Annotated in this window: 23 protein-coding genes; 15 read left to right on the top strand and 8 right to left on the bottom strand. The window is 43.9% G+C overall.

The features are described 5' to 3' along the window. Positions 1-17: 17 nt before the first annotated feature. Both M3P07_RS14565 and M3P07_RS14560 read right to left on the bottom strand, forming a co-directional pair. Positions 18-1271: an LVIVD repeat-containing protein gene (locus M3P07_RS14565; RefSeq protein ID WP_249970664.1), complete on the bottom strand. Its 1254-nt coding sequence runs from the start codon at positions 1269-1271 to the stop codon at positions 18-20. Positions 1272-1351: 80 nt separating this feature from the next. Beyond that, on the bottom strand, positions 1352-2080 hold the full coding sequence (locus tag M3P07_RS14560; RefSeq protein ID WP_249970663.1) for a hypothetical protein: 729 nt from the start codon (positions 2078-2080) through the stop codon (positions 1352-1354). Between the two features lie 130 nt (positions 2081-2210). Between M3P07_RS14560 and miaB the strand changes: the two genes are divergently transcribed. The 7 genes from miaB to groL all read left to right on the top strand — a co-directional run bounded on the left by miaB (position 2211) and on the right by groL (position 9023). Further along, positions 2211-3674 (top strand): tRNA (N6-isopentenyl adenosine(37)-C2)-methylthiotransferase MiaB, encoded by a 1464-nt coding sequence (gene miaB, locus M3P07_RS14555; protein ID WP_249970662.1) that lies wholly within the window; start codon positions 2211-2213, stop codon positions 3672-3674. 81 nt (positions 3675-3755) lie between these two features. Further along, positions 3756-5027 carry a sigma-54 interaction domain-containing protein gene (locus M3P07_RS14550; RefSeq protein ID WP_249970661.1) on the top strand — a complete coding sequence of 424 codons (1272 nt, stop codon included), beginning with the start codon at positions 3756-3758 and terminating at the stop codon, positions 5025-5027. Positions 5028-5077: 50 nt separating this feature from the next. Further along, a complete protein-coding gene (locus tag M3P07_RS14545) occupies positions 5078-5596 on the top strand; it encodes an LptE family protein (protein ID WP_249970660.1) in 519 nt (172 codons plus the stop codon). A 4-nt stretch (positions 5597-5600) separates the two neighbouring features. Further along, complete coding sequence (locus M3P07_RS14540; protein ID WP_249970659.1) at positions 5601-6485, top strand: hypothetical protein; 885 nt, start codon at positions 5601-5603, stop codon at positions 6483-6485. A 9-nt stretch (positions 6486-6494) separates the two neighbouring features. Next, positions 6495-6863, top strand: coding sequence for a preprotein translocase subunit SecG (gene secG / locus M3P07_RS14535; RefSeq protein ID WP_249970658.1), 369 nt, complete (start codon positions 6495-6497; stop codon positions 6861-6863). Positions 6864-7011: 148 nt separating this feature from the next. After that, positions 7012-7290 (top strand): co-chaperone GroES, encoded by a 279-nt coding sequence (locus M3P07_RS14530; RefSeq protein WP_249970657.1) that lies wholly within the window; start codon positions 7012-7014, stop codon positions 7288-7290. Positions 7291-7388: 98 nt separating this feature from the next. Further along, on the top strand, positions 7389-9023 hold the full coding sequence (groL, locus tag M3P07_RS14525; protein ID WP_249970656.1) for a chaperonin GroEL: 1635 nt from the start codon (positions 7389-7391) through the stop codon (positions 9021-9023). 47 nt (positions 9024-9070) lie between these two features. Here the strand turns inward: groL and M3P07_RS14520 are convergent, their stop codons facing one another. Together M3P07_RS14520 and M3P07_RS14515 are read right to left on the bottom strand one after the other, a co-directional pair. After that, complete coding sequence (locus M3P07_RS14520; protein WP_249970655.1) at positions 9071-10135, bottom strand: DUF3179 domain-containing protein; 1065 nt, start codon at positions 10133-10135, stop codon at positions 9071-9073. A 10-nt stretch (positions 10136-10145) separates the two neighbouring features. Then, complete coding sequence (locus M3P07_RS14515) at positions 10146-11123, bottom strand: transporter (protein WP_249970654.1); 978 nt, start codon at positions 11121-11123, stop codon at positions 10146-10148. Between the two features lie 206 nt (positions 11124-11329). Here M3P07_RS14515 and M3P07_RS14510 point away from each other — a divergent pair, with 206 nt between their 5' ends. Genes M3P07_RS14510 through M3P07_RS14500 form a run of 3 tightly spaced genes read left to right on the top strand, consistent with a single transcriptional unit; the run spans position 11330 to position 16254 of the window. Next, a complete protein-coding gene (locus M3P07_RS14510) occupies positions 11330-12529 on the top strand; it encodes a glycoside hydrolase family 18 protein (RefSeq protein WP_249970653.1) in 1200 nt (399 codons plus the stop codon). 8 nt (positions 12530-12537) lie between these two features. Beyond that, positions 12538-14763: a DUF4838 domain-containing protein gene (locus M3P07_RS14505; protein WP_249970652.1), complete on the top strand. Its 2226-nt coding sequence runs from the start codon at positions 12538-12540 to the stop codon at positions 14761-14763. Between the two features lie 6 nt (positions 14764-14769). After that, on the top strand, positions 14770-16254 hold the full coding sequence (locus M3P07_RS14500) for an alpha-L-fucosidase (protein ID WP_249970651.1): 1485 nt from the start codon (positions 14770-14772) through the stop codon (positions 16252-16254). Positions 16255-16295: 41 nt separating this feature from the next. Here M3P07_RS14500 and M3P07_RS14495 read toward each other — a convergent pair whose 3' ends face one another. The 4 genes from M3P07_RS14495 to M3P07_RS14480 all read right to left on the bottom strand — a co-directional run bounded on the left by M3P07_RS14495 (position 16296) and on the right by M3P07_RS14480 (position 20120). Beyond that, a complete protein-coding gene (locus tag M3P07_RS14495; RefSeq protein ID WP_249970650.1) occupies positions 16296-17006 on the bottom strand; it encodes a heavy-metal-associated domain-containing protein in 711 nt (236 codons plus the stop codon). Further along, positions 17007-17372, bottom strand: a complete 366-nt coding sequence (locus tag M3P07_RS14490) for a heavy-metal-associated domain-containing protein (protein ID WP_249970649.1) — start codon at positions 17370-17372, stop codon at positions 17007-17009. A gap of 18 nt (positions 17373-17390) precedes the next feature. Then, positions 17391-19625, bottom strand: a complete 2235-nt coding sequence (locus tag M3P07_RS14485) for a TonB-dependent receptor (protein ID WP_249970648.1) — start codon at positions 19623-19625, stop codon at positions 17391-17393. 84 nt (positions 19626-19709) lie between these two features. After that, positions 19710-20120, bottom strand: a complete 411-nt coding sequence (locus M3P07_RS14480) for an HYC_CC_PP family protein (protein WP_249970647.1) — start codon at positions 20118-20120, stop codon at positions 19710-19712. 144 nt (positions 20121-20264) lie between these two features. On the opposite strand from M3P07_RS14480, the gene M3P07_RS14475 reads away from it, so the two are divergent. The 5 genes from M3P07_RS14475 to M3P07_RS14455 all read left to right on the top strand — a co-directional run bounded on the left by M3P07_RS14475 (position 20265) and on the right by M3P07_RS14455 (position 24806). Beyond that, the gene (locus M3P07_RS14475) at positions 20265-20717 is read left to right on the top strand and encodes a GAF domain-containing protein (RefSeq protein ID WP_249970646.1); all 453 of its coding nucleotides are present in this window, start codon (positions 20265-20267) and stop codon (positions 20715-20717) included. A 92-nt stretch (positions 20718-20809) separates the two neighbouring features. Continuing rightward, positions 20810-22342 (top strand): bifunctional phosphoribosylaminoimidazolecarboxamide formyltransferase/IMP cyclohydrolase, encoded by a 1533-nt coding sequence (purH, locus tag M3P07_RS14470; RefSeq protein WP_249970645.1) that lies wholly within the window; start codon positions 20810-20812, stop codon positions 22340-22342. A gap of 55 nt (positions 22343-22397) precedes the next feature. After that, positions 22398-23426, top strand: a complete 1029-nt coding sequence (locus tag M3P07_RS14465) for a rod shape-determining protein (RefSeq protein ID WP_036380166.1) — start codon at positions 22398-22400, stop codon at positions 23424-23426. A 62-nt stretch (positions 23427-23488) separates the two neighbouring features. Continuing rightward, complete coding sequence (gene mreC / locus M3P07_RS14460) at positions 23489-24307, top strand: rod shape-determining protein MreC (RefSeq protein ID WP_249970644.1); 819 nt, start codon at positions 23489-23491, stop codon at positions 24305-24307. Then, positions 24300-24806 (top strand): rod shape-determining protein MreD, encoded by a 507-nt coding sequence (locus tag M3P07_RS14455; RefSeq protein ID WP_249970643.1) that lies wholly within the window; start codon positions 24300-24302, stop codon positions 24804-24806. The genes mreC and M3P07_RS14455 overlap by 8 nt, the downstream gene beginning before the upstream one ends. Positions 24807-24829 lie beyond the last annotated feature (23 nt).

Raw genomic sequence — 24829 nt, 5'->3', positions numbered from 1 at the left:
GGGGTTATTGTGTTCGCCTACTTGAGGTCTATCTGGCTCATAAGCTTTATGTCGTCTCCCAAATATTCATATTGATACAGCACTTCGTCGCCAACCATGATCAAATGGCTATCCAACGGGATCACATCAAATGTAACAATATCTTTAAAGTGATTTAATTGCTCCAACTCCATTACATCCGTCTTATCGTACACTTTAAGACCAGAGCTTCCATCGCACACAAATAGCTTTTCATCCTTGATGCCTAGACCGTAGGGCTCGTCCATGGGATAGTCTATGGCCAGTTCAGGATTTTCTATATCGGATATATCCACAATAAAAAGACCACTTTCCAACGCACCACATCCATTTCCACCCCGCAGGGTCACATAGGCATAATCCCCATCCACCACAACTGGGTCGCAGGCGGTACCATGCTGAAACTCGGATACAAAGGTCGGGGTTGCGGGAGAGGTGATATCGTAAATATACATGCCCCGCATACTTCCTAGGAACAAATGGTTGCCACGATTAAAAATGGTTTCTATATCGAAACCAGCGTACACATCTTCCAAATCCACTGGATTATCCAGGTCTGAAATATTGAATACATTAATATTATGACTATCCACGGCATACAGATAATCCTCCACAATCTTGAATCTTGCCAACGAACCTCCTTGGCCCACATTACCTCCGTCGGCAGTTTCGGCCAATGCCAGATCATCAATAAAGAACCCACCGTTGTTTCTTTGTTCCTCAACTTCGGCAATAAGTCGTCTTTCGGTTACGGTTTCCCACCCAATCAAAATCTCGGTTTCGAAGTCGTATTCCCCATCTTCAATAATATCGGCTTCAAAAGGCCAAAACACATTATTGTGCAGCACATTCTCCAACCGCTTCACAAGTTCAATGCTATTGATGTCCGATATGTCCAGGACCACAAGGTCCGTTAAACTATCAGCGTATAAGAAATTGTCCTTTACGGAAATGTCCACATTCCCTGGAATCTTGATAAAGGCAATTTTTCGGGGTTGCAGTGGATTGGAATTATCAACCACGTGGACACCCTGGTATTTATCGTTGATAAAAATGTAGCTACCGTAGGTGTAAACTTTTCCCGATTCGTTGATCGGTGTTGGGGCAATGATATCGACAACAGTCAAGTCCGCCTTGCTTATCACAAGGGGCCTAGCAACCAAATATTCAGCATAATCGCTATCATCATTGGTCTCGCATGACATAAATGCCAAGCCTGTTATGAATAAAATCAGTAGAATTTTCTTTTTCATTTTTGTTTAAGTTTTTTGATGGAATATCATTCATTAGATAAAATGGCTTCCACAAAGTTGCGCCTTAAACTGAAAAAAAATTATGTGTCGATGGGAAGTCCAACTATTTCTTTATAAATGAAATACGCGGGTATCTTCCCAAACATCGCAGTAAAAAGTACCCCCACCACACATAGCACCACACCCAATTGGGCCACCAATGCGGTCACCAAAACCAAACCGAATATGACCAACCAATTTTTGTTGCCCAGGGCAAAGCTTGCCTTGGTCATCTCCATGGCCGAGAGGTCTTTGTTAAAAGCCAAAAACGCAGGAAATAATGACAAGGGAACCAACAGGTAAATCACCCCAATAAAACAGAGCAGGGTTCCAAGGACGGAAAGCCCAAACATGATCAAGGCAAGCATAAATGCCTTACGGAAATATTCCCCTTTTAGATAATAAAAATAATCCTCCTTTGCCGACTGGTCCATGTCCTTTAACCAACAAATCCTGAGAAAGGCTGCGTTCAAACAAAGTCCAACCGTGGCAATGCCCAAAAACGCAATGGGCATGGTAATAAACATGAGCAACAGGACCACCGGTGGCAATTCACCAGTATCAAAAGAGCTTGGGTCCCATATCCCAAGCCAAATCATGGGTAGGTACATGATAATATAAAAGGGCAAAATGGTTATGAATGTCAACAAAATGGTAATAAATCCCTGTACCCAGACTTTCTTGAAAAGCTCTATGGTGCTGTTAAATATTTGACCAAAATCGATGGGGTCACTCTCTGCAATCCGTTGTGTGGTGGTGGAAAAATTCATGGTGGTATTTGTCAAGAATGGTTTTAATGTAGCCCAATATTGGAAATATTCCTTAATATCCTATTAAATACAACTGCCAAATTGTCACTTTTTTGGAATATGCATTATCTTTGCCCCCCATTACAACGAAATGATCAGGAACGAAGAAATAGAGAAAGTAATAGACGAAAGTCAACAGGGCAACTCCCTAGCCTTGGAGAACGATACCAAAAATACCAGGAAGCTCTACATAGAAAGCTATGGCTGCCAAATGAATTTTTCGGACAGCGAGATTGTTGCTTCCATTTTGGCAAAGGAAGGATTTAATACCACCCAAGATATGGCCGAGGCCGATTTGGTTTTGGTCAACACCTGTTCCATTCGGGAGAAGGCCGAACAAACCGTGCGCAAGCGCCTTGAAAAATTCAATGCCGTTAAAAAAACCAACCCCGGAATGAAGGTTGGTGTTCTAGGTTGTATGGCGGAACGCCTCAAAAGCAAATTCCTGGAGGAAGAAAAAATTGTGGACATGGTGGTTGGTCCGGATGCCTACAAGGACCTGCCCAATCTTATCCAAGAAATTGATGAAGGTAGAAATGCCGTGAACGTGATTCTCTCCAAAGATGAAACCTATGGTGATGTTGCACCTGTTCGCTTAAATTCCAATGGGGTAACGGCATTTGTTTCCATAACCCGTGGATGTGATAACATGTGCACTTTTTGCGTGGTTCCATTTACACGTGGTAGGGAGCGCAGCAGAAACCCGCAGTCCATTTTGGAAGAGGTAAATGATCTTTGGGAAAAAGGGTTTAAAGAAATCACCCTGTTGGGACAGAATGTAGACAGCTATCTGTGGTACGGGGGCGGATTGAAGAAAGACTTTGAAAAAGCCACGGATATGCAAAAAGCCACTTCTGTGAATTTTGCCAAGCTCTTGGAGATGGCGGCCGAGGCCCAACCCAAAATGAGAATCAGATTCTCCACTTCCAATCCCCAGGATATGACCTTGGACGTGATCGAGACCATGGCCAAGTACCGGAACATCTGTAAATACATCCATTTGCCGGTGCAGAGCGGTAGTGACCGGGTTTTAAAGGCCATGAACCGTCTTCATACCCGCGAGGAATATTTTGAATTGATCGACAACATTAGGGCCATCATTCCCGATTGCGCCATAAGCCAGGATATGATTGCCGGTTTTCCTACCGAAACAGAGGAAGACCACCAGGATACTCTGAGCCTAATGGAGTACGTTAAATACGATTTTGGGTTCATGTTTGCCTATTCCGAACGGCCTGGGACCCTAGCGGAACGAAAAATGGAAGATGATGTCCCAGAGGAAACCAAAAAGCGTAGGCTTCGGGAAATTATCGCCCTACAGCAACAACATGGTCTGTTCAGAACCCAACAGCATGTGGGCAAAGTGGAAGAGGTTTTGATCGAAGGAACCTCAAAAAAATCGGAAGCCCATTGGATGGGCCGAAACTCCCAAAATACGGTTGTTGTTTTTCCGAAGGAAAACTACACAATCGGGGATTTTGTCAATGTAAAAATCAACGAATGCACCTCTGCGACCTTAATCGGGCAAGCAGTTGGACTGAGTATAAACAATTAATGGTTGATGTCATTCCGCACTTGATGCGGAATCCAACCCTAACAATAAAAAAGATTCCTGCATACGCAGGAATGACCAAGCATGGAATCAGTACAATCCATAAAACAGCGATTTGAGCTCATTGGCAACGATGTAAAGCTCAATAGGGCATTGGAAAAGGCCATCCAAGTGTCGCCAACGGACATTTCGGTTTTAGTGACCGGGGAAAGTGGTGTCGGTAAAGAGGCCATTCCCAAAATCATTCATTCCCTATCCCATCGCAAGCACGCCAAATATATAGCCGTGAACTGCGGCGCCATTCCCGAAGGAACCATCGACAGTGAACTTTTTGGTCACGAAAAAGGTGCCTTTACCGGTGCTACCCAGACCCGAAGCGGTTACTTCGAGGTCGCCGATGGAGGTACCATTTTTTTGGATGAAGTAGGGGAACTTCCATTAACCACCCAAGTGCGACTGCTCCGGGTATTGGAAAATGGGGAATTTCTAAAAGTGGGGTCATCCCAAGTCCAGAAAACGGATGTACGAATCGTAGCTGCGACCAACATCAATATGTTTGAGGCTATTAAAAAGGAAAAGTTCCGGGAAGATCTGTATTACCGATTGAGCACGGTGGAAATAAACATTCCCCCATTACGGGAGCGCCAGGACGACATTCACCTCCTGTTTAGAAAATTTGCCTCGGATTTTGGTCAGAAGTATAAAATGCCGACCATACGGTTAGAGGAACAGGCCGTTCAATTATTGCTAAAATACAGATGGCCCGGGAACATTAGGCAATTGCGAAACATTGCCGAGCAAGTATCCGTGTTAGAGGAAAACAGGACCATTACTGCGGCCACGCTGCACAGTTACCTTCCCAATTCCAGCAATACCAACCTTCCGGCCGTGGTAGAGCAACGCAAAAAGGAAAGTGACTTTAGCAACGAGAGGGAAATTCTTTATAAGGTCCTTTTTGATATGAAGGGCGATCTGAACGACCTGAAAAAACTGACCTTGGAATTGCTCAAAAACAACGACACGGAAAAGGTCCAGGAAGAGAACGAAACCCTGATCCGGAAAATCTATGGGAACAAAGAGGAGGAAATTCCGCATCAAGAAAGCAATGTAACCGAAGTTTTGCACTTGCCCGAACCGGTGGTGGAGCCCGCTGCCCCGATAGCCCAACCCCAGGAAGACCGCTATCATTTTGCGGAGGAAATTGAAGAGGAAGAAACCCTATCTTTACAGGAAAAGGAAATAGAGTTGATTAAAAAGTCCTTGGAACGAAACCGCGGAAAAAGGAAGGCCGCGGCCTCAGAATTGGGGATTTCGGAACGAACTTTGTATCGAAAAATAAAGCAGTACGATCTGTAATTTTGCAAAATCGTCAAATTAGAATGTTGGATTATTGGACAAGAAAATCAATGGTTATAAAAAAGATTAGGTTCGGGCTTTTTGCAATAGTATTCAGTTTACAAGGTTGTGGGGTTTATAATTTTTCAGGCGCGGATATTGGCACTGCCGAAAGTTTTCAGGTCAACTTCTTCCAGAATTATGCAGACCAAAGACCAGGTTCTACCATAGAACCTGGATTGGATAGGGCCTTTACCAATGCACTCCAAGAAATGATAAACAACTTAACGAGTCTTTCCTTAACGGGAAGTAATGGGGATTTGCTGTACGAAGGTGAAATTGTGGAATACAAGGTAACCCCAATGACGGCAACGGCGGATCAACTTACTGCGCAAAACCGGCTTACCATGAGTGTCAATGTCAGGTTCTTTAACAATACCAAGGACGATGCCGACTTTGAACGTCGCTTTTCCTTCTTTTATGATTTTGATGCAGCAGCTTCATTACCGTCGATACAGGCCACGGCACATGAAGAAATCTTTGAACGCATCACCCAGGACATTTTTAATGCTTCATTAGGTAATTGGTAAATAAATGAACGTAGCGGATTTTATAGAAATTCTTCAAAAGTCAGATACCATCCTGTCTCCCAAACAGACTAGGGAACTGGAGGGCATTATTGAGGAATATCCCTATTTTCAGGCCGCAAGGGCCCTGCATCTCAAGGGGCTAAAAAATCTGGATAGCTACAAATACAATAATGCCCTAAAAATCACAGCTGCCCATACAGCCGACCGGGACGTTCTTTTTGATTTTGTCACCTCCCAGGAATTTGTTCAAAACAACATTGCCGATTCCATCGCAGGAAGGGCTCCCAAACTGGAGGATAAAACAGCCGTTACGGAAGAGATTGAACCCAATCCGGAAACAGAACCCCTACTCGGCGAATCGAAAGAGGCCTTACCGCAGAACATTGAGGATGCCGAACAAATTTTGAATCCGGCCTTGTTCAAATCCAAACAAGAAAAGCCAGAACCTCAGGAAACAAAGGAAGAGACGACCCCTCCACAGACAGATTTGGAGTTGGGGAAACCCTTGCCTTTCACCAAAAAGGAGCGGCATTCCTTTACGGAGTGGTTGCAGCTCACATCCAAACCGGATGCTGGAGAAGAACTGGACCCTGCTTCCAAGTCCCTTGACAAAAGACAAAAGTTCGATTTACTCGATAAATTCATTGAGAAGAATCCCAAGATTGTCCCGCAGAAAGATTCCAAGACCACGGTCAATATCAAGGAGTCTGTAAAAATGGACAAAAATGAACTTATGACCGCTACTTTGGCCAAGGTTTATCTCGAGCAAAAAAAGTACAAAAAGGCCATCCAGGCCTATAAAATATTGAGTTTGAAATATCCGGAAAAAAGTGGTTTCTTTGCAGACCAAATTCGGGCGGTGAAGAAGCTGCAGAAAGATAAAGATTAAGATAACACCATGAGTACGTTTACTATATTTTTGATTTTGATCATCGTTGTGTGCCTTTTGTTGGTATTGGTGATCATGGTACAGAATCCTAAAGGAGGAGGTCTTTCTTCTTCATTTGGAGGTAGTGGAAACCAAGTTGTTGGTGGGGTTAAAAAAACGGGTGACTTTTTGGATAAAAGCACCTGGACCCTTGCGGGATTATTGATTGTTCTAATCCTGGTTTCCAACGTTTCCCTTAAAGGAAATTATAGCCAGGCCGATTCCAAATTGCTTCAGGGCGATGATATTGAGACCACGGTTCCAGAAACCGTTCCTGAGACGGTTCCTGAGCAGGTGCCGGCTACGGATGACACAAATCCTGAGGATACTTCCAACTAGTCTTGATGACAGTACAAATAACATTATGCCAGCTTGAAAATGACAAGCTGGCATTTTTGTTTTCCTATATGTCAGTTTTCACGAAAATGGCATAATTTCTGTCCAAGCTTTCGAGAATTTTTAAAATAAATACCTAAAGATTAATAATATGGCTAAAGTTAACATCCAACCATTAGCGGACCGAGTTCTGATAGAACCCGTTGAAGCTGAAACCACAACCGCCTCGGGAATCATTATCCCGGACACCGCCAAAGAAAAACCTCAAAAAGGAAAAGTAGTTGCTGTAGGTCCAGGAACCAAAGATGAAGCAATGACCGTTAAGGTTGGCGACACCGTTCTTTACGGAAAATACGCAGGTACCGAATTGAAATTGGGTGGTGCTGATTACCTGATGATGCGCGAAAGTGACATCCTTGCAATCGTATAACCAACCACATGTCATTCCCGCGAATACGGGAATCCAATAAAAATAAAAGTATAATTAAAAGATTCCTGCTTGGACAGGAATGACAAACCAAATAAAAAATGGCAAAAGATATTAAGTTTGATATAGACGCTCGCGACGGCCTAAAAAAAGGTGTGGATGCCTTGGCCAATGCAGTAAAAGTAACCTTGGGACCCAAGGGTAGAAACGTAATCATCAACAAATCCTTTGGCGCTCCTCAAGTAACCAAGGATGGTGTTACCGTAGCCAAGGAAATAGAGTTGGAAGATGCCCTAGAGAACATGGGGGCCCAAATGGTAAAGGAAGTTGCTTCCAAAACCAACGACCTTGCCGGTGATGGTACAACAACCGCTACTGTTCTAGCTCAAGCCATCGTTAAGGAAGGCCTTAAGAACGTAGCCGCGGGTGCCAACCCAATGGATCTAAAAAGAGGTATTGACAAAGCTGTTGAAGCTATTGTGGAAGACCTTTCCAAGCAATCCAAAAAAGTAGGGGACTCTTCAGAAAAAATTAAGCAGGTTGCCGCGATTTCCGCCAACAATGATGGAGCTATCGGTGACTTGATCGCCCAAGCTTTCGAAAAAGTTGGTAAGGAAGGTGTGATCACTGTGGAAGAAGCCAAAGGTACCGACACTTATGTGGACGTAGTGGAAGGAATGCAGTTTGATCGCGGATACCTATCCCCTTACTTCGTTACCGATTCTGAAAAGATGATCGCAGATTTGGAGAACCCGTATATCTTGTTGTTCGACAAGAAAATCTCTTCCATGAAAGATCTTCTTCCCGTATTGGAACCCGTTGCCCAATCCGGAAAGCCCCTATTGATCATCGCAGAAGATGTTGATGGTGAGGCCTTGGCCACTTTGGTTGTGAACAAATTGAGAGGTTCCCTAAAAATCGCTGCGGTAAAAGCCCCAGGATTTGGAGACCGAAGAAAAGCCATGTTGGAAGACATTGCTATTTTGACCAGCGGTACCGTTATTTCCGAAGAAAGAGGATTCTCCTTGGAAAACGCTTCTTTGGACATGTTGGGATCTTGTGAGCGAATCACAATTGACAAGGACAACACTACTATTGTAAATGGTTCTGGTGATCCTGAAAATATCAAGACCCGTGTTAACCAAATCAAATCCCAAATCGAGACCACTACCTCGGATTACGATAAGGAAAAACTACAAGAGCGATTGGCCAAATTGGCTGGCGGTGTTGCTGTACTTTATGTAGGTGCTGCTTCTGAAGTTGAAATGAAAGAAAAGAAAGATCGTGTGGATGATGCACTTCACGCTACCCGAGCTGCTGTGGAAGAAGGTATTGTTGCCGGTGGAGGTGTTGCTTTGGTAAGAGCCAAGTCAGTACTTGCTAAAGTGGATTCTGTAAATGCCGATGAGGAAACTGGATTACAGATTGTGGCCCGCGCTATTGAATCTCCTTTGCGTACTATAGTTGAAAATGCCGGTGGTGAAGGTTCCGTAGTGGTTGCCAAAGTAATGGATGGTAAGGCAGATTTCGGATACGATGCCAAATCTGACCAATATGTTGAGATGATGAAAGCTGGTATTATCGACCCGAAAAAAGTAACCCGTATTGCATTGGAAAATGCGGCTTCGGTTTCTGGGATGATCTTGACCACTGAATGTTCCTTGACAGACATCAAAGAAGACGCTCCTGCAATGCCTCCTATGGGAGGTGGCGGTGGAATGCCAGGAATGATGTAAGATATAAGAGTATATCCTAAAAAAAGCCCCGAATTTCGGGGCTTTTTTTATTCGCTATACAATTGCGTCTGATAAAAGGCAGGGATGGAAAACCATTGCGCCATCATGGCTTCCACTTGTTCCAATTGCGCTCCTTCCCTTGGGCCGGATACCGCTTCCCCAAACACATTCCATTCGTTGCCCTCATTATCCGTAAGAACAACGGCTCCATTTTCTGCATTGAACGCATATTCAAACTCCAAGTTGACCATATCGCTTTCCAGTGCAAACACCGTAATAAAATCTTGATTCCCAACGAGCAATAACTCATTCCCACCGTAGGTGTCCCTGAAAACATTGTCGGTCTCAAAATCGGAAAATTGATAGGCTTTTGCCCGATTTCCATCTAAAATGGCCAGCACCTTTTCCTTAGAAGGTAATCTGGGGTCTTTGTCCACCGGAAAGAGAAAAAAATCGTGGTCAGTATTGTAATTCCCATACGGTGAAACCCCATATGTCCTTGAAAAACCTGTATTGGTACTTACCACCTCAACCTCCGGGAACATCTGCTTCAAGATACCCCAATTCGTCTCCAATAATTGATACAGTTCCGGTTTACTTCCGATTAAATCTCCATTCACGGATTCGTTCAAAATTTGTGACCAATTACTGTCGGTCAAACGATCATACGGAATAAGATTGGTGTTGTACAGAAGTCCAGAAACCCCAAAAGTGGTTTCGGTGTCATTCAGAATCCTTCCCCATCCTATTCCTGTTCCGGTAAGGGGACAAAAAGTAATGGCCATGGAAACATCCCCAATATTATCATTGATGATCTCATGCCAATCCAAGATGATGTGCGGATAAGCCCTAACCTCGTCCCCATTCTTAAATGCCAAGACCAAATCGCTGTTCTGGAGTACCGTAGTCTCGTCGGCCCTAATGAAATTGGGGTTTTCCAAAGCCGGAATCCCATCTTTTCCAGGCCCACCATCCAAAACCGCCGCCACAGGGATGCTCCATCGTGGGTTATTGTTCTGGGGTGGTTGATTAGCATCTTCAGGAGTTGTTTGTTCGGCTGAGCTACAGCCGTAGAACAAGAACAATCCCAGTAAAATTAGGTGTAGTTTCATAGCATTCCAATTAATTGTTTAGAAGAGTGTTCCGATTTTTGTTCAACGTAATAAAAAGCCCTCCAGTAAAGCGAAGGGTAGGTGTAAGCTGGGTGCCTTCCACAAAACTGTAGACCGGCACTTCCAACTTTGATACCAGCGCTAGTGTTGGGCTTATGGCTACGGAAATACCTGGCCTAACAAAAATCCACTCCCCACCCGTATTCGGTAAATCGAATCCCTCAATTTTATCAATAAAGGCCTTTCTGTATTTAATGACCAAGGAAGGATTGAAGATGGTGCCCAACCCAAGAAATTGGTCGGAATACCCCAGATTGGCCTGGATTGCATCCCCAAACTCGTATGAAGAAGCACCGTTCAAGTAATCGTTGTTGGTCCCGGTGAACCTCGCTGTTAGATGTAAGGAAACCATCGAAGATGGCCTAAATCCTAAATTCTTGGATATGGAGAGCAACCCAACTATGTCCCATGCTCCACTACCTGGTTGTAAATCTGCTGTTAATTGTATCCCTTGGGCGGTAAGCAAATCGGACCGCCCAAAAGGCACCTTAACCCCTCCTCCCAAGCTTACAGACGATTCTTTTCCCAACACATCAGGCAAGGCGTACTTAAGCAAAAATACCCCATCGCCAATCCCAGTGGTTTCTGTATCCGTTTCGTTACCAAATTGGGAAATGGTCCGCAGCTGATTTACCCATGTTAATAGGGATTCTATAGAAAATCTATCGGTAAATGCGTAACCCGCACTTACCAAAACCGAATTGGTGATCCTAAGCCTGGAATCGTCATCCAATTTATCGGACCCCGCGTTTAAGGTATTTAGGTTGTTGTAATCATAGCTTATGCCCAGGGTCAAAACTCCCTGTCCCTCGTTGGGCAATCCCAAATTATTGGACAGCGGAACACCTCCAGAGCAGCACGTCTGGGCAATACCCATGCTCACGGCAAAAAATGCAATCAGGAATAAAAGGGAACCTAAAATTTTCATAGCCCATTGTGAAAGTGCCCAAAAACTGCAAATCCTTACATTTCAGTGTGTTAAATTTTCTTTTTGCTATCGAGCACAATTCCCCAAAACCAAAAATTACCATAGTCCCAAATCTGTTGTTAATGTCTTAACCAATGCCTTCTGTCTAATAGTTTCTGAACTCCATCTTCAATTCATTAATTTTTAGACTCTAAATCATTCTTGTGATGAAATTCTACCGATGCCTTGGTTCTATTTTGACCATGGTCTTGCTAATCAGCCTTACGGGTTGCGGGGAGCAACCGAAAGAAACAAATTCCATTGCGGTCATGGGGTATTATGTTCCCGAAGCAGACTACCGTCCGGACGCACTTCCATTAGACCAACTGACCCATATTATTTTCTCCTTTACCAATGTGATTGATGGGGAGATGAAATTTAGGAACGCGGAGACAGGAAATAAACTCAAAGCTTTGGTTTCCCAACGTGAAAAGCATCCTCATATCAAAATAATGATTGCCTGTGGTGGCTGGGGAGCCGATGGTTTTTCCGATATGGCCCACACCGCCGAAAACAGAAAAAAATTCGTGGAAAGTGTGGTAGCCTTTAACAAGGAATACGACTTGGACGGGCTGGATATGGATTGGGAATATCCCGCCATTCCTGCTGCTGGGACAGGGGCCCGGCCCGAAGACAAGCAAAATTTTACGCTGCTCATGAAAGAATTGCGTGAAGCTCTGGATACTTTGGATAGAGTACAGACCCTCACCTTTGCTTCTGCTGGATGGAAACCATACTACAAAAACGTAGAGCTTTTGGAAGTAATGAAATATGTGGACTACATGAATGTCATGACCTATGATCAAGTCGGAGGAAGTTCCCCCTTTACCGGACATCATACGCCACTGGGGCTTATTACAGAAGCAGACGTAAAAGGAACCTTTGCCTGGGAATATTTGGACGGGCGAAGGGAACAATTGAAAGAAAGGGGAATAACTTCCTTGGACCCTAGATCAGCCGAGCGCATTATTGATTTCTGTATCGATCAAGGTGTGAACCCAGAACAAATCGTGATAGGTTCGGCATTTTATGGCAGGGCTTGGAAGGAAGTCCCACCTGAGAACAACGGACTGTATCAATCCAATGGCGGTGCCCATATCGGTTGGAGTGGCTATAGTCAAATCCGGAAGGAATTTGAAACGGATGACAATTTTATAAGACATTGGGATTCCATCGCCAAGGCTCCATACCTCTACAGTGCCAAGGACAGTATTTTTATTAGTTATGACGATACGGTTTCGGTCAGGCTAAAAACAGAATATGCCTTGCAAAAAAAGTTGGGCGGAATCATGTTTTGGCAATTGGGCAACGATACCAAAGACCCCAACAGCCTTCTGAAAGCTATGTACGACGCTTCAAAAAACTAACATAGATCATGTCAAAAATAACATTACCCATCTGTTTGGTACTCCTTTTAATACTGTCGGCCTGCTCAGGCGATCGCATTGCGTTAGTCAGTAATGGGGAATCCAACTATGAAATAGTATTGGCAACGAATGCCTCGGAAAGTCAACAAGAATCCGCTAAAACCCTGCAAGGATACCTTCGAAAAATTGGGGGTGTCGAATTAGGGATTGTAACGGAGGATTCAGCAAACCAACACAACAAAAAAATCAGTCTCGCCACCAATGATGCCTTGACACCACATCAAATCAAAATCCAGACTGAAAATGGGAATCTATTTATCAGTGGTGGTTCTGATGGTGCTACCCAAAATGCTGTCTATGAGTTTTTAGAAAAGTTCTTAGACTGTAAGTGGTATGCGCCCAAGGTGGAAGATGTTCCAAAGCTCGAGACCATTACACTTGATCCAATAGCGTATACCTATACCCCGGAAATAACCACGCGAACCGTACATTCCCGGCTGTTTTACCAAAACCATGAATTTGCCGATCAGCGCAAGGTAACTTACGAAGCCTTCCCTACCTATGTTCCTTCGGCACGGGTACATACCTTCCACAAGTTTATGCCCGAGGAGGTTTTTTACGAAGAGCATCCGGAATATTATGCCCTTCGAGGGGATAAAAGACTGCCCACCCAACTTTGCTTGACCAACCAAGATGTTTTGCGAATTGTTAAAGATTCAGTGGCAGCATTATTTGATAGACATCCAAATGCCGCAGTTTTATCGGTAAGCCAGGATGACAATCAGCAGTATTGCCAATGTCCCATTTGCAGCAAAGTGGATGAGGCCGAGGGAAGCCCTGCGGGGACCATGATCCAATTTGTGAACGAAGTGGCAAAGGCTTTTCCCGAAAAGACCATTTCCACTTTAGCGTATCAGCATACAAGGAAACCTCCAAAATCAAAACCTGAAGAAAATGTACTGATTACACTATGCTCCATTGAATGCGATCGAAGTGCCCCCATCTTGGAGAAATGCCAGGATTTTGCCAATGATCTTATTGGTTGGGGCAAACTCACCGACAATATTCGAATCTGGGACTACACGACCCAATTCACCAATTTCTTGGCACCCTTTCCCAATATTCGGACCATACATCCCAATATCCAATTGTTTAGGGACAACAATGCCCAGTGGGTTTTTGAGCAGCATAGCAATAATCCCAGTGAATTGTTCGAACTGCGTTCCTACATTACTGCAAAACTGCTTTGGGAGCCCAACCTAAATTTTGAGGATTTGCTTGTGGAATTCACGGACGGATACTATCAGGAAGCAGGTCCTTTCATCAAACAATATGTGGACAAAATTCACGATCAATTACAGCAACATCCAGACTTTTTCCTCTTTTTATACGGAGACCCCTCAGAAGCATTCGATGCTTACCTAAGTCCCGAACTGCTGAACGAATATGTTACCTTGTTCGATTCCGCCGAAAAAGCAGTTGCCCATAAGCCCGAAGTTGTAAATCGTGTTAAACTGGCCCGAATGGGCATTGACTATGCCGTATTGGAAGCCAGCAGAAAAAACCTTACCGAAGATTTGAGTCTAACGGTAGCGGACTCCAATGGAATGGAATCCATAAACCCAATGGTTGCCATGCTCTTGGATAATTTCAGCAAAACAGCAAAAAGCAACGATATCACCCTCATGAACGAAATGGGCTTTACGGTAAATGAGTATGGTGCCAATTACTTGTCCGCGCTGGAAATGGCCAAAAAGCCCAACAAGGCGAAAGGAAAAACGGTGGTTACGCTAACCAAGCCGAAAAAATACGCCGGGGAAGATCCCATGGTATTGACAGATGGTGCACTTGGCGGCAGCAGTTTTTATGCCAATTGGCTGGGGTACGAGGGCAATAATATGGAAGTGGTAGTGGATTTAGGAAAAACCCAACCCATCAGCAGTATTTCCATGGCCTTTTTACAAGTAACCAACCACGTGGTGTTCTTCCCATCCAGGGTAAGTTACCTTGGATCGGTGGACAACCAAAATTTTGTACCCCTGGGAACACTCAAAAACCCCAAGCCGCTCAACAAAAAAAGTAAGGTCAATGACATTCAATACTTTGATCTGGATTTTGAACCTAATAGCTACAGATATATCAAGGTAATTGCCCCCAACACGGAAACGCCCTATTGGCACCATGCGGCCGGGCTGCCTTCCTGGGTTTTTGCTGATGAAATCATTATTGACTAACACCTTATGACGACAATAAGAGTACTTACCCTTCTATTCCTACTTGCCCTTTGTATTCCCCAAAACCATTTGAACGCACAAGCCGTTTATGAGGATGAGCGGTATGTTCCTGAAACGGATCCCCTTGTATTGGAAAAATTGGAGGCTTGGCAAGATCTAAAGTTTGGATTGTTGATGCATTGGGGCACCTACAGCCAATGGGGCATTGTGGAATCTTGGTCACTTTGTCCGGAAGAATATGGTTGGTGCCAAAGAACCAAAGGCTCTGATCCCTCGGATTATTTTACGTATAAAAAAGAGTACGAAGACCTTAGAAAAACGTTCAACCCGGTAAACTTCAACCCTGAAAAATGGGCCAAGGCCGCCAAGCATGCAGGAATGAAGTACATGGTATTCACCACAAAGCACCATGACGGTTTTTCCATGTTCGATTCCAAATTCACCGACTACAAAATTACAGCAACGGATGTACCATTTTCCAAACATCCCAAAGCCAATATTACCAAGGAGATTTTTGACTCGTTTAGAAAGGAAGGATTATGGGCGGGGGCCTATTTTTCGAAACCGGATTGGAACGTGTCATCCTATTGGGACCCTTACTACCCTCCCCGGGACAGAAATGTAAATTATGAACCTGAGGCCAATCCGGAAAAATGGCAAGAATACGTTGATTTTACCCATAACCAAATTCTAGAGTTATTGACCGATTACGGTAAGGTGGACATTCTCTGGCTTGACGGTGGTTGGGTGGCCAAAACCCCAAAATCGGCTATAACCACATGGTACGACCAACAACTGACCAATAACGACAACGGGTATCTGAAACATCGTATCGTCAATCAAGACATTAAAATGGATGAATTGGTCGTCAAAGCTAGGGAAAAACAACCTGGATTGATTGTGGTAGACCGGGCGGTACATGGAAAAAATCAAAATTACTTGACTCCGGAAAACCGGGTCCCAGACAAACCTTTGCCTTACCCATGGGAGTCCTGTATTATTGCGGGTGGAAGTTGGTCCTATAGCTTCAATGCAAAATACATGTCTGGAAGGGAAGCTGTCCACTTGTTGGTGGATATTGTGGCCAAGGGTGGCAATTTGCTTTTGAACATAGCGCCGAGTCCCACGGGAACCTGGGACGAGGGTGCATATACCATGCTCAAGGAAATGGGGGACTGGATGGACGTAAATAGCGAAGCCATTTACGGCACCCGTGCACTGAAGCCCTATAAGTTTGACCAAGTTTGTGTTACCTCCAAACCAGATGGTTCCATTTATCTTATTTATCTGGTGGAAGACGGACAGCAAACCCTACCTTCGGAAATCAAATTTCCGTTGGAAGGCTTACAAAAAAGAATGCGGGCCAAATTGTTGGGACAAAACCTTCACCTGAAAACAAAAAAACAAGAGGATGGCCTCGTAATCACTATACCGGAGCATTTAAAGACCAGATTGCTTCAAACCAAGGCATTTACCATCAAACTGAAATAAAAAAGCCCCTTTCGAAAATGAAAGGGGCTATTAGTAGGTTCCTAGGCCATCAACATCCAAAAAGCCATTACCAACATAATGGCATTTTCAATAAATGTGGCTTCGGTCATGGGAAGTTTCAATGCCGTGCCCAAACAAGCACAACGGATACTCTTTTTGTCCAACAGTGTTTTGGTTACCCCAAAGGTGGTGATTCCCAAAACCACAATGGTGGCAATAAGGGCAAATTGCAACTGTAACCGCATTAAAAACAGCAGTCCCAATCCGAGCTCAATAAAGGGATACAGCCATCCATAAAACGGCACCGCCCTTGCTAGTGGGTCGTACATGGCAAAACTATCAGGAAACCCTTTTAGGTCCAAGAATTTAAAGAAGCTGAAGACAATGTAGAAAAGCCCCATAAAATCGAGCATGGCCTCGTTTGCGTTCCACTCTTTAACACGCAGTAAAATAGCCGCTCCAAAAAGGTAGGCAAAGATCAAGAACAACGGACGCAATTGCACCCATTTCGATTTTTCCTCCGGCAGATCCATACTTGTATCCGAACCCGAAGGATTGGAAATACCATATTTATCGGGCAACACCGCCGCCAAATATGATAGGCCAACATGATGGTCCATTGTAATTTGTGCAGATGAAGAAGCAAGGTCTACCTCAACCTCCGTCACCCCATCAACCCTCATCAATTTTTCCGAAACGGAAGCCACACAGCCCTGGCAGGTCATTCCCGATATGGCATATGTGTGCTTCATCTAATGATTGTCGTGATGGCCACTGTCGTCCGAGTTATCCTCACGGTACTTGCAGCAAGGATGGATTTTATCATAAGCTTCCTGGCTTGCTTTCAACTCCTTGGTGTCGTGACCTGCTTCCACCAAAGCGGTCTTGATTTTCATAGCATCGGTTTTTCTTTCGTCCATAACCAAGGTGAGCTGGTGTGTGGGGATACTCCAATCTGCAAACTTAACCCCAGGAACGGCCAGGGCAGCTTTTTCAATGCGCATCTTGCACATATCGCATTTGCCATTGACATCCATAACCATCTTCTTGTTTTTATCCTGGGCCAATCCAAGGGTTGAAATCAAGAGCATTGTCAAAATCAGAATCTTATTTTTCATTTTATATTATTTAAGTTATTACGATTTAAATCTAAAACCTGCATAGACCATACGCCCAAAAATTGGAGCGTACACTATGGTAGTGTCAAAGTTTGTTCCAAATGGGTCCTGTGACCCCAAAACTGCGTTATCCTGTCTAAAATTAGTCAAATTCTCTCCACCTAAATACACTTCAAACTTATTGGAAAAGACCTTGGTCACCTGGGCGTTCATCAGGCTATATCCCTCAGCAAAATCCCCCAATTGAAGGTCTCCAGGGTTGGATGCCGTGAATGGCAAACGTTGTTCTCCCAAGGCGTTAAAAGTATAGTCGAAACGCCACTGCGAACCATTTTCCTTAGGTTCGGTGGTATAGCCTAAATTGGTGAAAAAGCGATGTTTTGCCTGAAGAGGTTTCTGCAATCTACCGGTTTGATAATCGGTTTTCACGTCATAAAACTTGTAGGCTGTCCGCACTTCCAACCGAGGTAGCAATTCATAATCCACTTCCACCTGAAGGCTATTGGCATAACTTTTCCCATCCAGATTGGAAAAGATGACTTCCGTAGGGTTCTCCCAATCCACAACAATTTGATTGTCGAAATTGGTATAATAATAGTCCACGGAAAAATTTCCAGGTCTATCGAACATGGTAAACCCTTGCAAAAAACTCACGCCATAGTTCACGGCCTTTTCGGGGTCAAATCCATAAACAGATCCTCCATTGCCCTGCAATTGGAGGGTTCGGGAGGAAGCGAACAATTTTTGGTTCTCGGCAAAAATGTTGGCAGCCCTTCGTCCAATACCGAATGACCCCCTTAAACTACCCATCTCCCAGGGAGTATATCTAATATGGAAGCGAGGGGTCACAAAATTGCCCAATCGGTTATGGGTATCTACCCGCAGTCCTGCGGTAAAGCTCACTTTTTCCAGGTTGGTATACGCGTATTCAAAAAAGGCTCCGGCAGAGCGATCTACCCGTTCGAAATTTTGAGTGTTGACCAACTCGTCATACCTATCATAGGCAAATGTCAAACCGGTAGTGAACTTGTTCTTCGTATTGCCAATAATGGAATTGAACAATAGATTGGAATAGATGCTTTGATGATCAATATCGTAGACATTAAATCCGTAGTAAGAGTCCTGTTGGTGACTACTGTACGATGCCTGGAATCCGAAACTCTGGTAGGGTAAATTGGGAAAAACGTAGCCCAGTTTAACGGAACCATCAAATCGCTGGGTATCTATTTCGCTTCCCCAGGCATTGGTTGTGAATTGGTCCACATCGGGATCAAAACCAACTTGCCCCACTTGTTTCTGATCGTTGAGATATCGGAAATTCAAGAAGCTTACCCAACCGGTCTCCGGGTTTTGATATTGCCAGCGGTTCATCAGATTAATCTGATTGGCCAACGGATTGTCCAAAAAGCCATCGTCATTGTTATCCACCTCGGCATCCCTCCGGTTTCCATGGATATATAGACCAGTACTCCACTTGTCCGACAGTTTTGTGTTCAAGTGGGTATTCAACTCCAATCTTCCGTTCAAATTGGCATACCCATTCACAAAAATTGGGGCATCTGTCAAGGGTTTTTGCAACTCGGCATTAATCTGGCCTGAAATACTCTCATATCCATTGACCACGCTTCCAGCTCCTTTGGTAATTTGGATACTTTCTACCCAAGTACCAGGTGTAAAGGTAAGTCCGTACGTCTGCGAAGCCCCCCGAACCATAGGGATGTTCTCCTGGGTAATCAGCAAATAAGGGCTCGTAAGTCCCAACATTTGAATTTGTCGTGTACCTGTGAGCGCATCGTTAAAATTCACATCGATGGCCGGGTTGGTCTCAAAACTTTCCGAAAGGTTACAACAGGCCGCCTTAAGCAATTCGGCACTATTCACGGTAATTACGTTTTGGGGTGAGAAATATGCTTTCTGCACTGCATCGCGTTCTTTCTGCACCACTACCTCATCCAACAAGTTGGATGGGCGCAACCAATGGTGTACCATTTTGGGTTCGGAAATGGTAAGCGTATCTGATTGAAAACCAACAAAACTGATGATCAATTTATCGTATGTGCTGGAATATGGGATGCTGAAAGTTCCATCATCCTTGGTTATGGTCCCAATTTGGGAATCCATCCAGTACACATTGGCGCCCGGAAGCCCAATATGTTTGTTGTCTTCATTGGCCTCCATTACCATCCCTTCAACTTTTTCCTGGGCGATGGCAAATAAAGGAAGCCACATAATTAGTATAAAAATATTTTTCATTTGATGTATGAACATTTTTGTTTAAATAATCCAACTAGCCCGAATCAATTGATTGAGACGGGGATCAGCGTATGTTCAAAAACATCAAATTAGGAAGACTTGGTCCAGGATATGGATATCCTTGACAAGTAGAGGTGGGGGGTATTTTTCATGGGGAATGGGGAGTTCCTCAACGGGAACGAACAAATCCAAATAGGACTGGTTGAAAGCCACCAAAAAAACCTGTTGCTCCAAATCCAAATCGGTGATGGAGAGTTTCAGGTTGTCCTGTCCCTCCAAGGTAAACGATTCATCATCACAACATTGATTATCCATAGCTTCATCGCCCATTACGCTCAACGCATCATCCAAGCCGCAGCCTTCAGCACCAGTGAACAAGGCAATATCCATAGTTCTACCCATGCACATATGTTTTTCCACAGTCCATGAAACTGTGGAAAGCAATACCAAAAGGGACAATCCTACGGACGCTATTTGTTGAAATATAACTTTCACAGGGGCAAAATTACCAATTATTTTAGTTGCTCTCGGATTCTCGGCCAATCATTAACTAAATTTTAGGGTTGGATTATTGTAATTTTCATGTCCTTAATCGACCAAAATTCTCGGATTAAAATACATTTGCAAAAAAACTGTTCAATGCTCGCTACGCTGAAGCCAAAAGTCGTTTCCATTCTATCCCATAACGAAAAAAGTGTGGAAAATCGTTTAAACGAACTTTGCAATTTACTAAGGGACACTATTGATTACTACGATTGGGTCGGGTTCTACTTTAAGAACGGGGACAAAAAAGAGCTAAAGTTGGGGCCCTATGCCGGAGAACCCACCGATCACACCATTATTCCATTTGGAAAGGGCATTTGCGGACAGGTGGCCGTGAGCAACCAGAATTTTGTCGTGCCCGATGTGGCCGCCCAGGACAATTACATTGCCTGTAGCATTACCGTAAAGTCAGAAATTGTGATTCCCTTGTTTGTAAATGGCGAAAATGTGGGTCAAATCGACATAGATTCGAACACTCCCGATCCCTTTTCAGAAGAGGACGAGCGTTTTTTGGAATTTGTGAATGAAAAAGTATCACAAATTCTTTAAAACTAGTGCCATTTTGTTGATAACACGCCTCACATTTTACTAACAAAAAAATTACTTTTGTGTGCTTAAGAAATTGATTTTTAAGACACAAAATGAATACCACCAAGAAAGCTTCTGCCGCGCTGATTTCCGTGTTTCACAAAGACGGATTGGAACCCATTGTTAAAAAACTAGACGAACTTGGAGTTACCCTCTACTCCACGGGCGGAACCGAGAAATTCATCAAGGATTTGGGGATTAATGTGGTACCCGTTGAAGAGGTTACGGACTATCCTTCCATTTTGGGAGGACGGGTAAAAACCTTGCACCCCAAAATTTTTGGAGGCATCTTGAACCGGCAGGACCATGATGGGGATGTGGCCCAAATGAGCGAATATAGCATTCCGCAGTTGGACCTTGTTATTGTTGATCTATACCCATTTGAAAAAACCGTTGCCAGTGGCGCTTCGGAACAAGATATCATAGAGAAAATTGACATTGGGGGCATTAGCCTAATTAGGGCCGCCGCCAAAAATTACAAGGATGTGCTTTGTGTGTCCTCCATGGAGGATTATGGGGACTTTTTGAACGTAATTTCTGAAGGAAATGGCACTACCACCTTGGAAGACAGAAAACGATTTGCCACAAAAGCTTTCAATGTTTCCTCCCACTACGATTCAGCAATTTTCAACTATTTCAATTCGAACGGAAATGAAACCGCTCTAAAAATAAGCGAACAACAAGGCAAGGTCCTTCGCTATGGTGAAAATCCTCACCAAGAAGGAGTTTTCTTTGGGGATTTTGAGGCCATGTTTTCCAAACTTCATGGTAAGGAGCTTTCCTATAATAACCTTTTGGACGTGGATGCCGCAGTGAACCTCATGGGCGAATTCCAAAATGACGACCCCACTTTTGCGATACTTAAACATAACAACGCTTGCGGACTAGCTACCCGGAGCACCATCAAACAAGCTTATGTTGATGCGCTGGCTGGCGACCCGGTATCTGCATTTGGTGGGATTTTGATTTCCAATGTGGAGATTGATGCAGCAACAGCAGAGGAAATTCATAAGTTGTTCTGTGAAGTCGTAATCGCTCCAAGTTATTCGGAGGATGCACTGGAAATTTTAAAGGGCAAAAAGAATCGTATTATCCTCATTCAAAATGAGGTTGCCCTACCAGAAAAACTGGTAAGAACCTGTCTGAATGGGGTTTTGGTCCAGGATAAGGATTTTAAGACCGATACTGCTGAGGAATTAAATCCAGTTACTGCCTTACAGCCTTCTGCGGAGGAAATTGAAGACCTTATTTTCGCTTCCAAGCTGTGCAAGCATACCAAGAGCAACACTATTGTTTTAGCCAAGAACAAACAACTTTGTGCCAGTGGCACGGGACAAACGTCCAGGGTGGACGCCCTAAACCAAGCCATCCACAAGGCCAATTCCTTCAATTTTGAACTGGAAGGCGCTGTAATGGCAAGTGATGCTTTCTTCCCTTTCCCAGATTGTGTGGAGATTGCCCACAAAGCGGGAATCAAAAGTGTTATTCAGCCCGGAGGTTCCATTAAGGATCAATTGAGCATCGATTATTGCAATGAAAATGGACTCGCCATGGTAATGACGGGCACTCGGCATTTTAAACATTAATTTTAGTACATTAGCCGATAAAATTTACCGTTAATCCGAAAAACCACCGTTTTCTATGGGATTTTTTGATTTCATGACCGAGGAAATTGCCATTGACCTCGGAACTGCAAACACCCTTATCATACATTTGGACAAAGTAGTTGTTGACAGCCCCTCCATCGTGGCCCGTGACCGGGTTTCAGGCAAGATCATTGCCGTGGGAAGGGAGGCCAATATGATGCAGGGTAAAACCCATGAGAACATCAAAACCATCCGACCACTAAAGGATGGGGTAATTGCGGATTTTGACGCCTCGGAAAAGATGATCAATATGTTCATCAAAAATATTCCGGCACTCAAGAAAAAATGGTTCCCACCAGCCTTGCGTATGGTTATTTGTATTCCTTCCGGTATCACCGAAGTGGAAATGCGGGCGGTACGGGAATCGGCTGAACGGGTGAATGGCAAGGAAGTGTATTTGATCCACGAACCAATGGCCGCTGCCATCGGTATCGGACTTGATATTATGCAACCCAAAGGAAATATGATCGTGGACATCGGGGGTGGTACCACCGAGATTGCTGTTATTGCCTTGGGAGGTATCGTCTGTGACAAATCGGTAAAAATTGCAGGGGATGTGTTCACCAACGATATCATTTATTATATGCGTACCCAGCACAACCTGTATGTTGGGGAAAGCACTGCTGAAGCCATCAAAATTGAAATCGGTTCGGCCACTGAAGACCTTAAATCCCCTCCTGATGACAAATCCATCCAGGGTAGGGATCTCTTGACCGGAAAGCCAAAACAGGTCCAGGTTTCTTACCGGGAAATTGCAAAGGCTTTGGACAAAAGTATCCTACGTGTTGAAGATGCCGTTATGGAAACCTTGTCCCAAACCCCACCTGAGTTGGCAGCCGATATCTATAATACGGGAATTTACCTTGCGGGTGGAGGGTCTATGCTAAGAGGTTTGGATAGGAGATTGTCCCAAAAGACCGATTTACCTGTGTACATAGCAGAGGATCCGTTACGGGCGGTTGTGCGTGGTACAGGCATTGCGCTCAAAAACCTAGAGCGTTATAAGAGTATATTGATCAAGTAGCCGGCGTCCCAAGCGGCAATCCCATTTTGAAAGTTCACGGACTTTCGTAACGATATTATTGCATGCAGCGCATCATCAATTTTATTTTAAGTTACAGAAATGCGTTTCTCTATGGCTTCCTCATGGTCGTTTCCCTAGTACTGACCATTCGATCACATTCTTACCACCAATCCAAATTTTTCAACTCTTCCAAATGGGTAAGCGGCAATATTTATGGGACAGCAGCGAACATTTCATCTTATTTTGGACTTCGTGAGGAGAACCAACGCCTTGTTGAGGAAAACCAGGAGCTACGAAAATTACTGTTCAATCAGAAGTCGAATGTTGGGGCCGTCCCAGTGGATTCCCTTGCCCTGGATTTTGAGGTAATCAATGCGGATGTTATCAAGAACAGCTTTTCTTCACCGCGGAACTATCTTACCATCAACAAAGGGAAAAAACAGGGAATTGCCACAGACATGGGCGTAATTACCACCAAGGGTATTTTGGGAATTGTTGAAAATACCTCTTCCAATTTTTCCACCGTTCAAAGTCTGTTAAATACCAAATCCAACATCAATGCCAAGATCAAGAATACCAACTATTTTGGTTCCCTCACCTGGGATGTGGGCGATTATAACGTGGTGCAATTGGTGGACATTCCGAGATTGGTACCTCTAGTGGTGGGAGACACTATAGTCACCGGTGCCATGTCCAGCATTTTTCCGGAGAACATCCCTATCGGCGTCATAAAAAAATACGACTTGGACAATTCTAGAAGTTTTTACCATATCGATGTAGAACTGTTCAATGACATGTCCAACATCAAAAATGTATACTTGATCATCAATAGAAACAAGGAAGAAATACAGGAATTAGAAGCTAGGACCCAGAATGAATAGCACCTTGTTAATTAACGGGCTTCGTTTTGTTCTGCTTGTGCTCACACAAGTACTGATTTTTAACACCCTAAATTTTCTTGGGTTTATAAATCCGCTGGTCTATGTGATCTTCTTTTATTGGTATCCCATAAAAAGCAATAGGGCCTTTTTTATGCTTACGGCTTTTTTACTGGGTTTTATGATCGATTTTTTCTCGGATACCCTGGCGCTTCATTCCATGTCCTCATTGACGGTGGCGTATGTACGTCCAGTAATCATGCGATTCTGCTTTGGGGTTAACTACGAATTTCAAAATTTTAGTTTTCGGAATACCACGAAGATCCAACGATTGACCTTTTTAGGACTTTTGGTGCTGATCCATCAGGTGGTTTTTTTCTCCCTCGAAATCATGAGCTTGTCCCATTTCCTTCTAATTTTGAAAAAAGTATTTGCCACGGGTATCGTAACTTTGGTAATATGCGCCCTCTTTAGTTCACTTTTTAGTCCACAAAGCGAATAAATTTGAGGTTGCTCCGTTGAAAT

The organism is Flagellimonas myxillae (genome assembly GCF_023502235.1).
GTDB lineage: Bacteria > Bacteroidota > Bacteroidia > Flavobacteriales > Flavobacteriaceae > Flagellimonas > Flagellimonas myxillae.
This window is presented reverse-complemented; position numbering and strand designations above follow the sequence as displayed.

Bases quoted from the DNA above. Each gene is read 5' to 3' on its own strand.
- M3P07_RS14565 (WP_249970664.1), bottom strand. From the start codon at position 1,271: ATGAAAAAGAAAATTCTACTGATTTTATTCATAACAGGCTTGGCATTT.
- M3P07_RS14560 (WP_249970663.1), bottom strand. From the start codon at position 2,080: ATGAATTTTTCCACCACCACACAACGGATTGCAGAGAGTGACCCCATC.
- miaB (WP_249970662.1), top strand. From the start codon at position 2,211: ATGATCAGGAACGAAGAAATAGAGAAAGTAATAGACGAAAGTCAACAG.
- M3P07_RS14550 (WP_249970661.1), top strand. From the start codon at position 3,756: ATGGAATCAGTACAATCCATAAAACAGCGATTTGAGCTCATTGGCAAC.
- M3P07_RS14545 (WP_249970660.1), top strand. From the start codon at position 5,078: ATGGTTATAAAAAAGATTAGGTTCGGGCTTTTTGCAATAGTATTCAGT.
- M3P07_RS14540 (WP_249970659.1), top strand. From the start codon at position 5,601: ATGAACGTAGCGGATTTTATAGAAATTCTTCAAAAGTCAGATACCATC.
- secG (WP_249970658.1), top strand. From the start codon at position 6,495: ATGAGTACGTTTACTATATTTTTGATTTTGATCATCGTTGTGTGCCTT.
- M3P07_RS14530 (WP_249970657.1), top strand. From the start codon at position 7,012: ATGGCTAAAGTTAACATCCAACCATTAGCGGACCGAGTTCTGATAGAA.
- groL (WP_249970656.1), top strand. From the start codon at position 7,389: ATGGCAAAAGATATTAAGTTTGATATAGACGCTCGCGACGGCCTAAAA.
- M3P07_RS14520 (WP_249970655.1), bottom strand. From the start codon at position 10,135: ATGAAACTACACCTAATTTTACTGGGATTGTTCTTGTTCTACGGCTGT.
- M3P07_RS14515 (WP_249970654.1), bottom strand. From the start codon at position 11,123: ATGAAAATTTTAGGTTCCCTTTTATTCCTGATTGCATTTTTTGCCGTG.
- M3P07_RS14510 (WP_249970653.1), top strand. From the start codon at position 11,330: ATGAAATTCTACCGATGCCTTGGTTCTATTTTGACCATGGTCTTGCTA.
- M3P07_RS14505 (WP_249970652.1), top strand. From the start codon at position 12,538: ATGTCAAAAATAACATTACCCATCTGTTTGGTACTCCTTTTAATACTG.
- M3P07_RS14500 (WP_249970651.1), top strand. From the start codon at position 14,770: ATGACGACAATAAGAGTACTTACCCTTCTATTCCTACTTGCCCTTTGT.
- M3P07_RS14495 (WP_249970650.1), bottom strand. From the start codon at position 17,006: ATGAAGCACACATATGCCATATCGGGAATGACCTGCCAGGGCTGTGTG.
- M3P07_RS14490 (WP_249970649.1), bottom strand. From the start codon at position 17,372: ATGAAAAATAAGATTCTGATTTTGACAATGCTCTTGATTTCAACCCTT.
- M3P07_RS14485 (WP_249970648.1), bottom strand. From the start codon at position 19,625: ATGAAAAATATTTTTATACTAATTATGTGGCTTCCTTTATTTGCCATC.
- M3P07_RS14475 (WP_249970646.1), top strand. From the start codon at position 20,265: ATGCTCGCTACGCTGAAGCCAAAAGTCGTTTCCATTCTATCCCATAAC.
- purH (WP_249970645.1), top strand. From the start codon at position 20,810: ATGAATACCACCAAGAAAGCTTCTGCCGCGCTGATTTCCGTGTTTCAC.
- M3P07_RS14465 (WP_036380166.1), top strand. From the start codon at position 22,398: ATGGGATTTTTTGATTTCATGACCGAGGAAATTGCCATTGACCTCGGA.
- mreC (WP_249970644.1), top strand. From the start codon at position 23,489: ATGCAGCGCATCATCAATTTTATTTTAAGTTACAGAAATGCGTTTCTC.
- M3P07_RS14455 (WP_249970643.1), top strand. From the start codon at position 24,300: ATGAATAGCACCTTGTTAATTAACGGGCTTCGTTTTGTTCTGCTTGTG.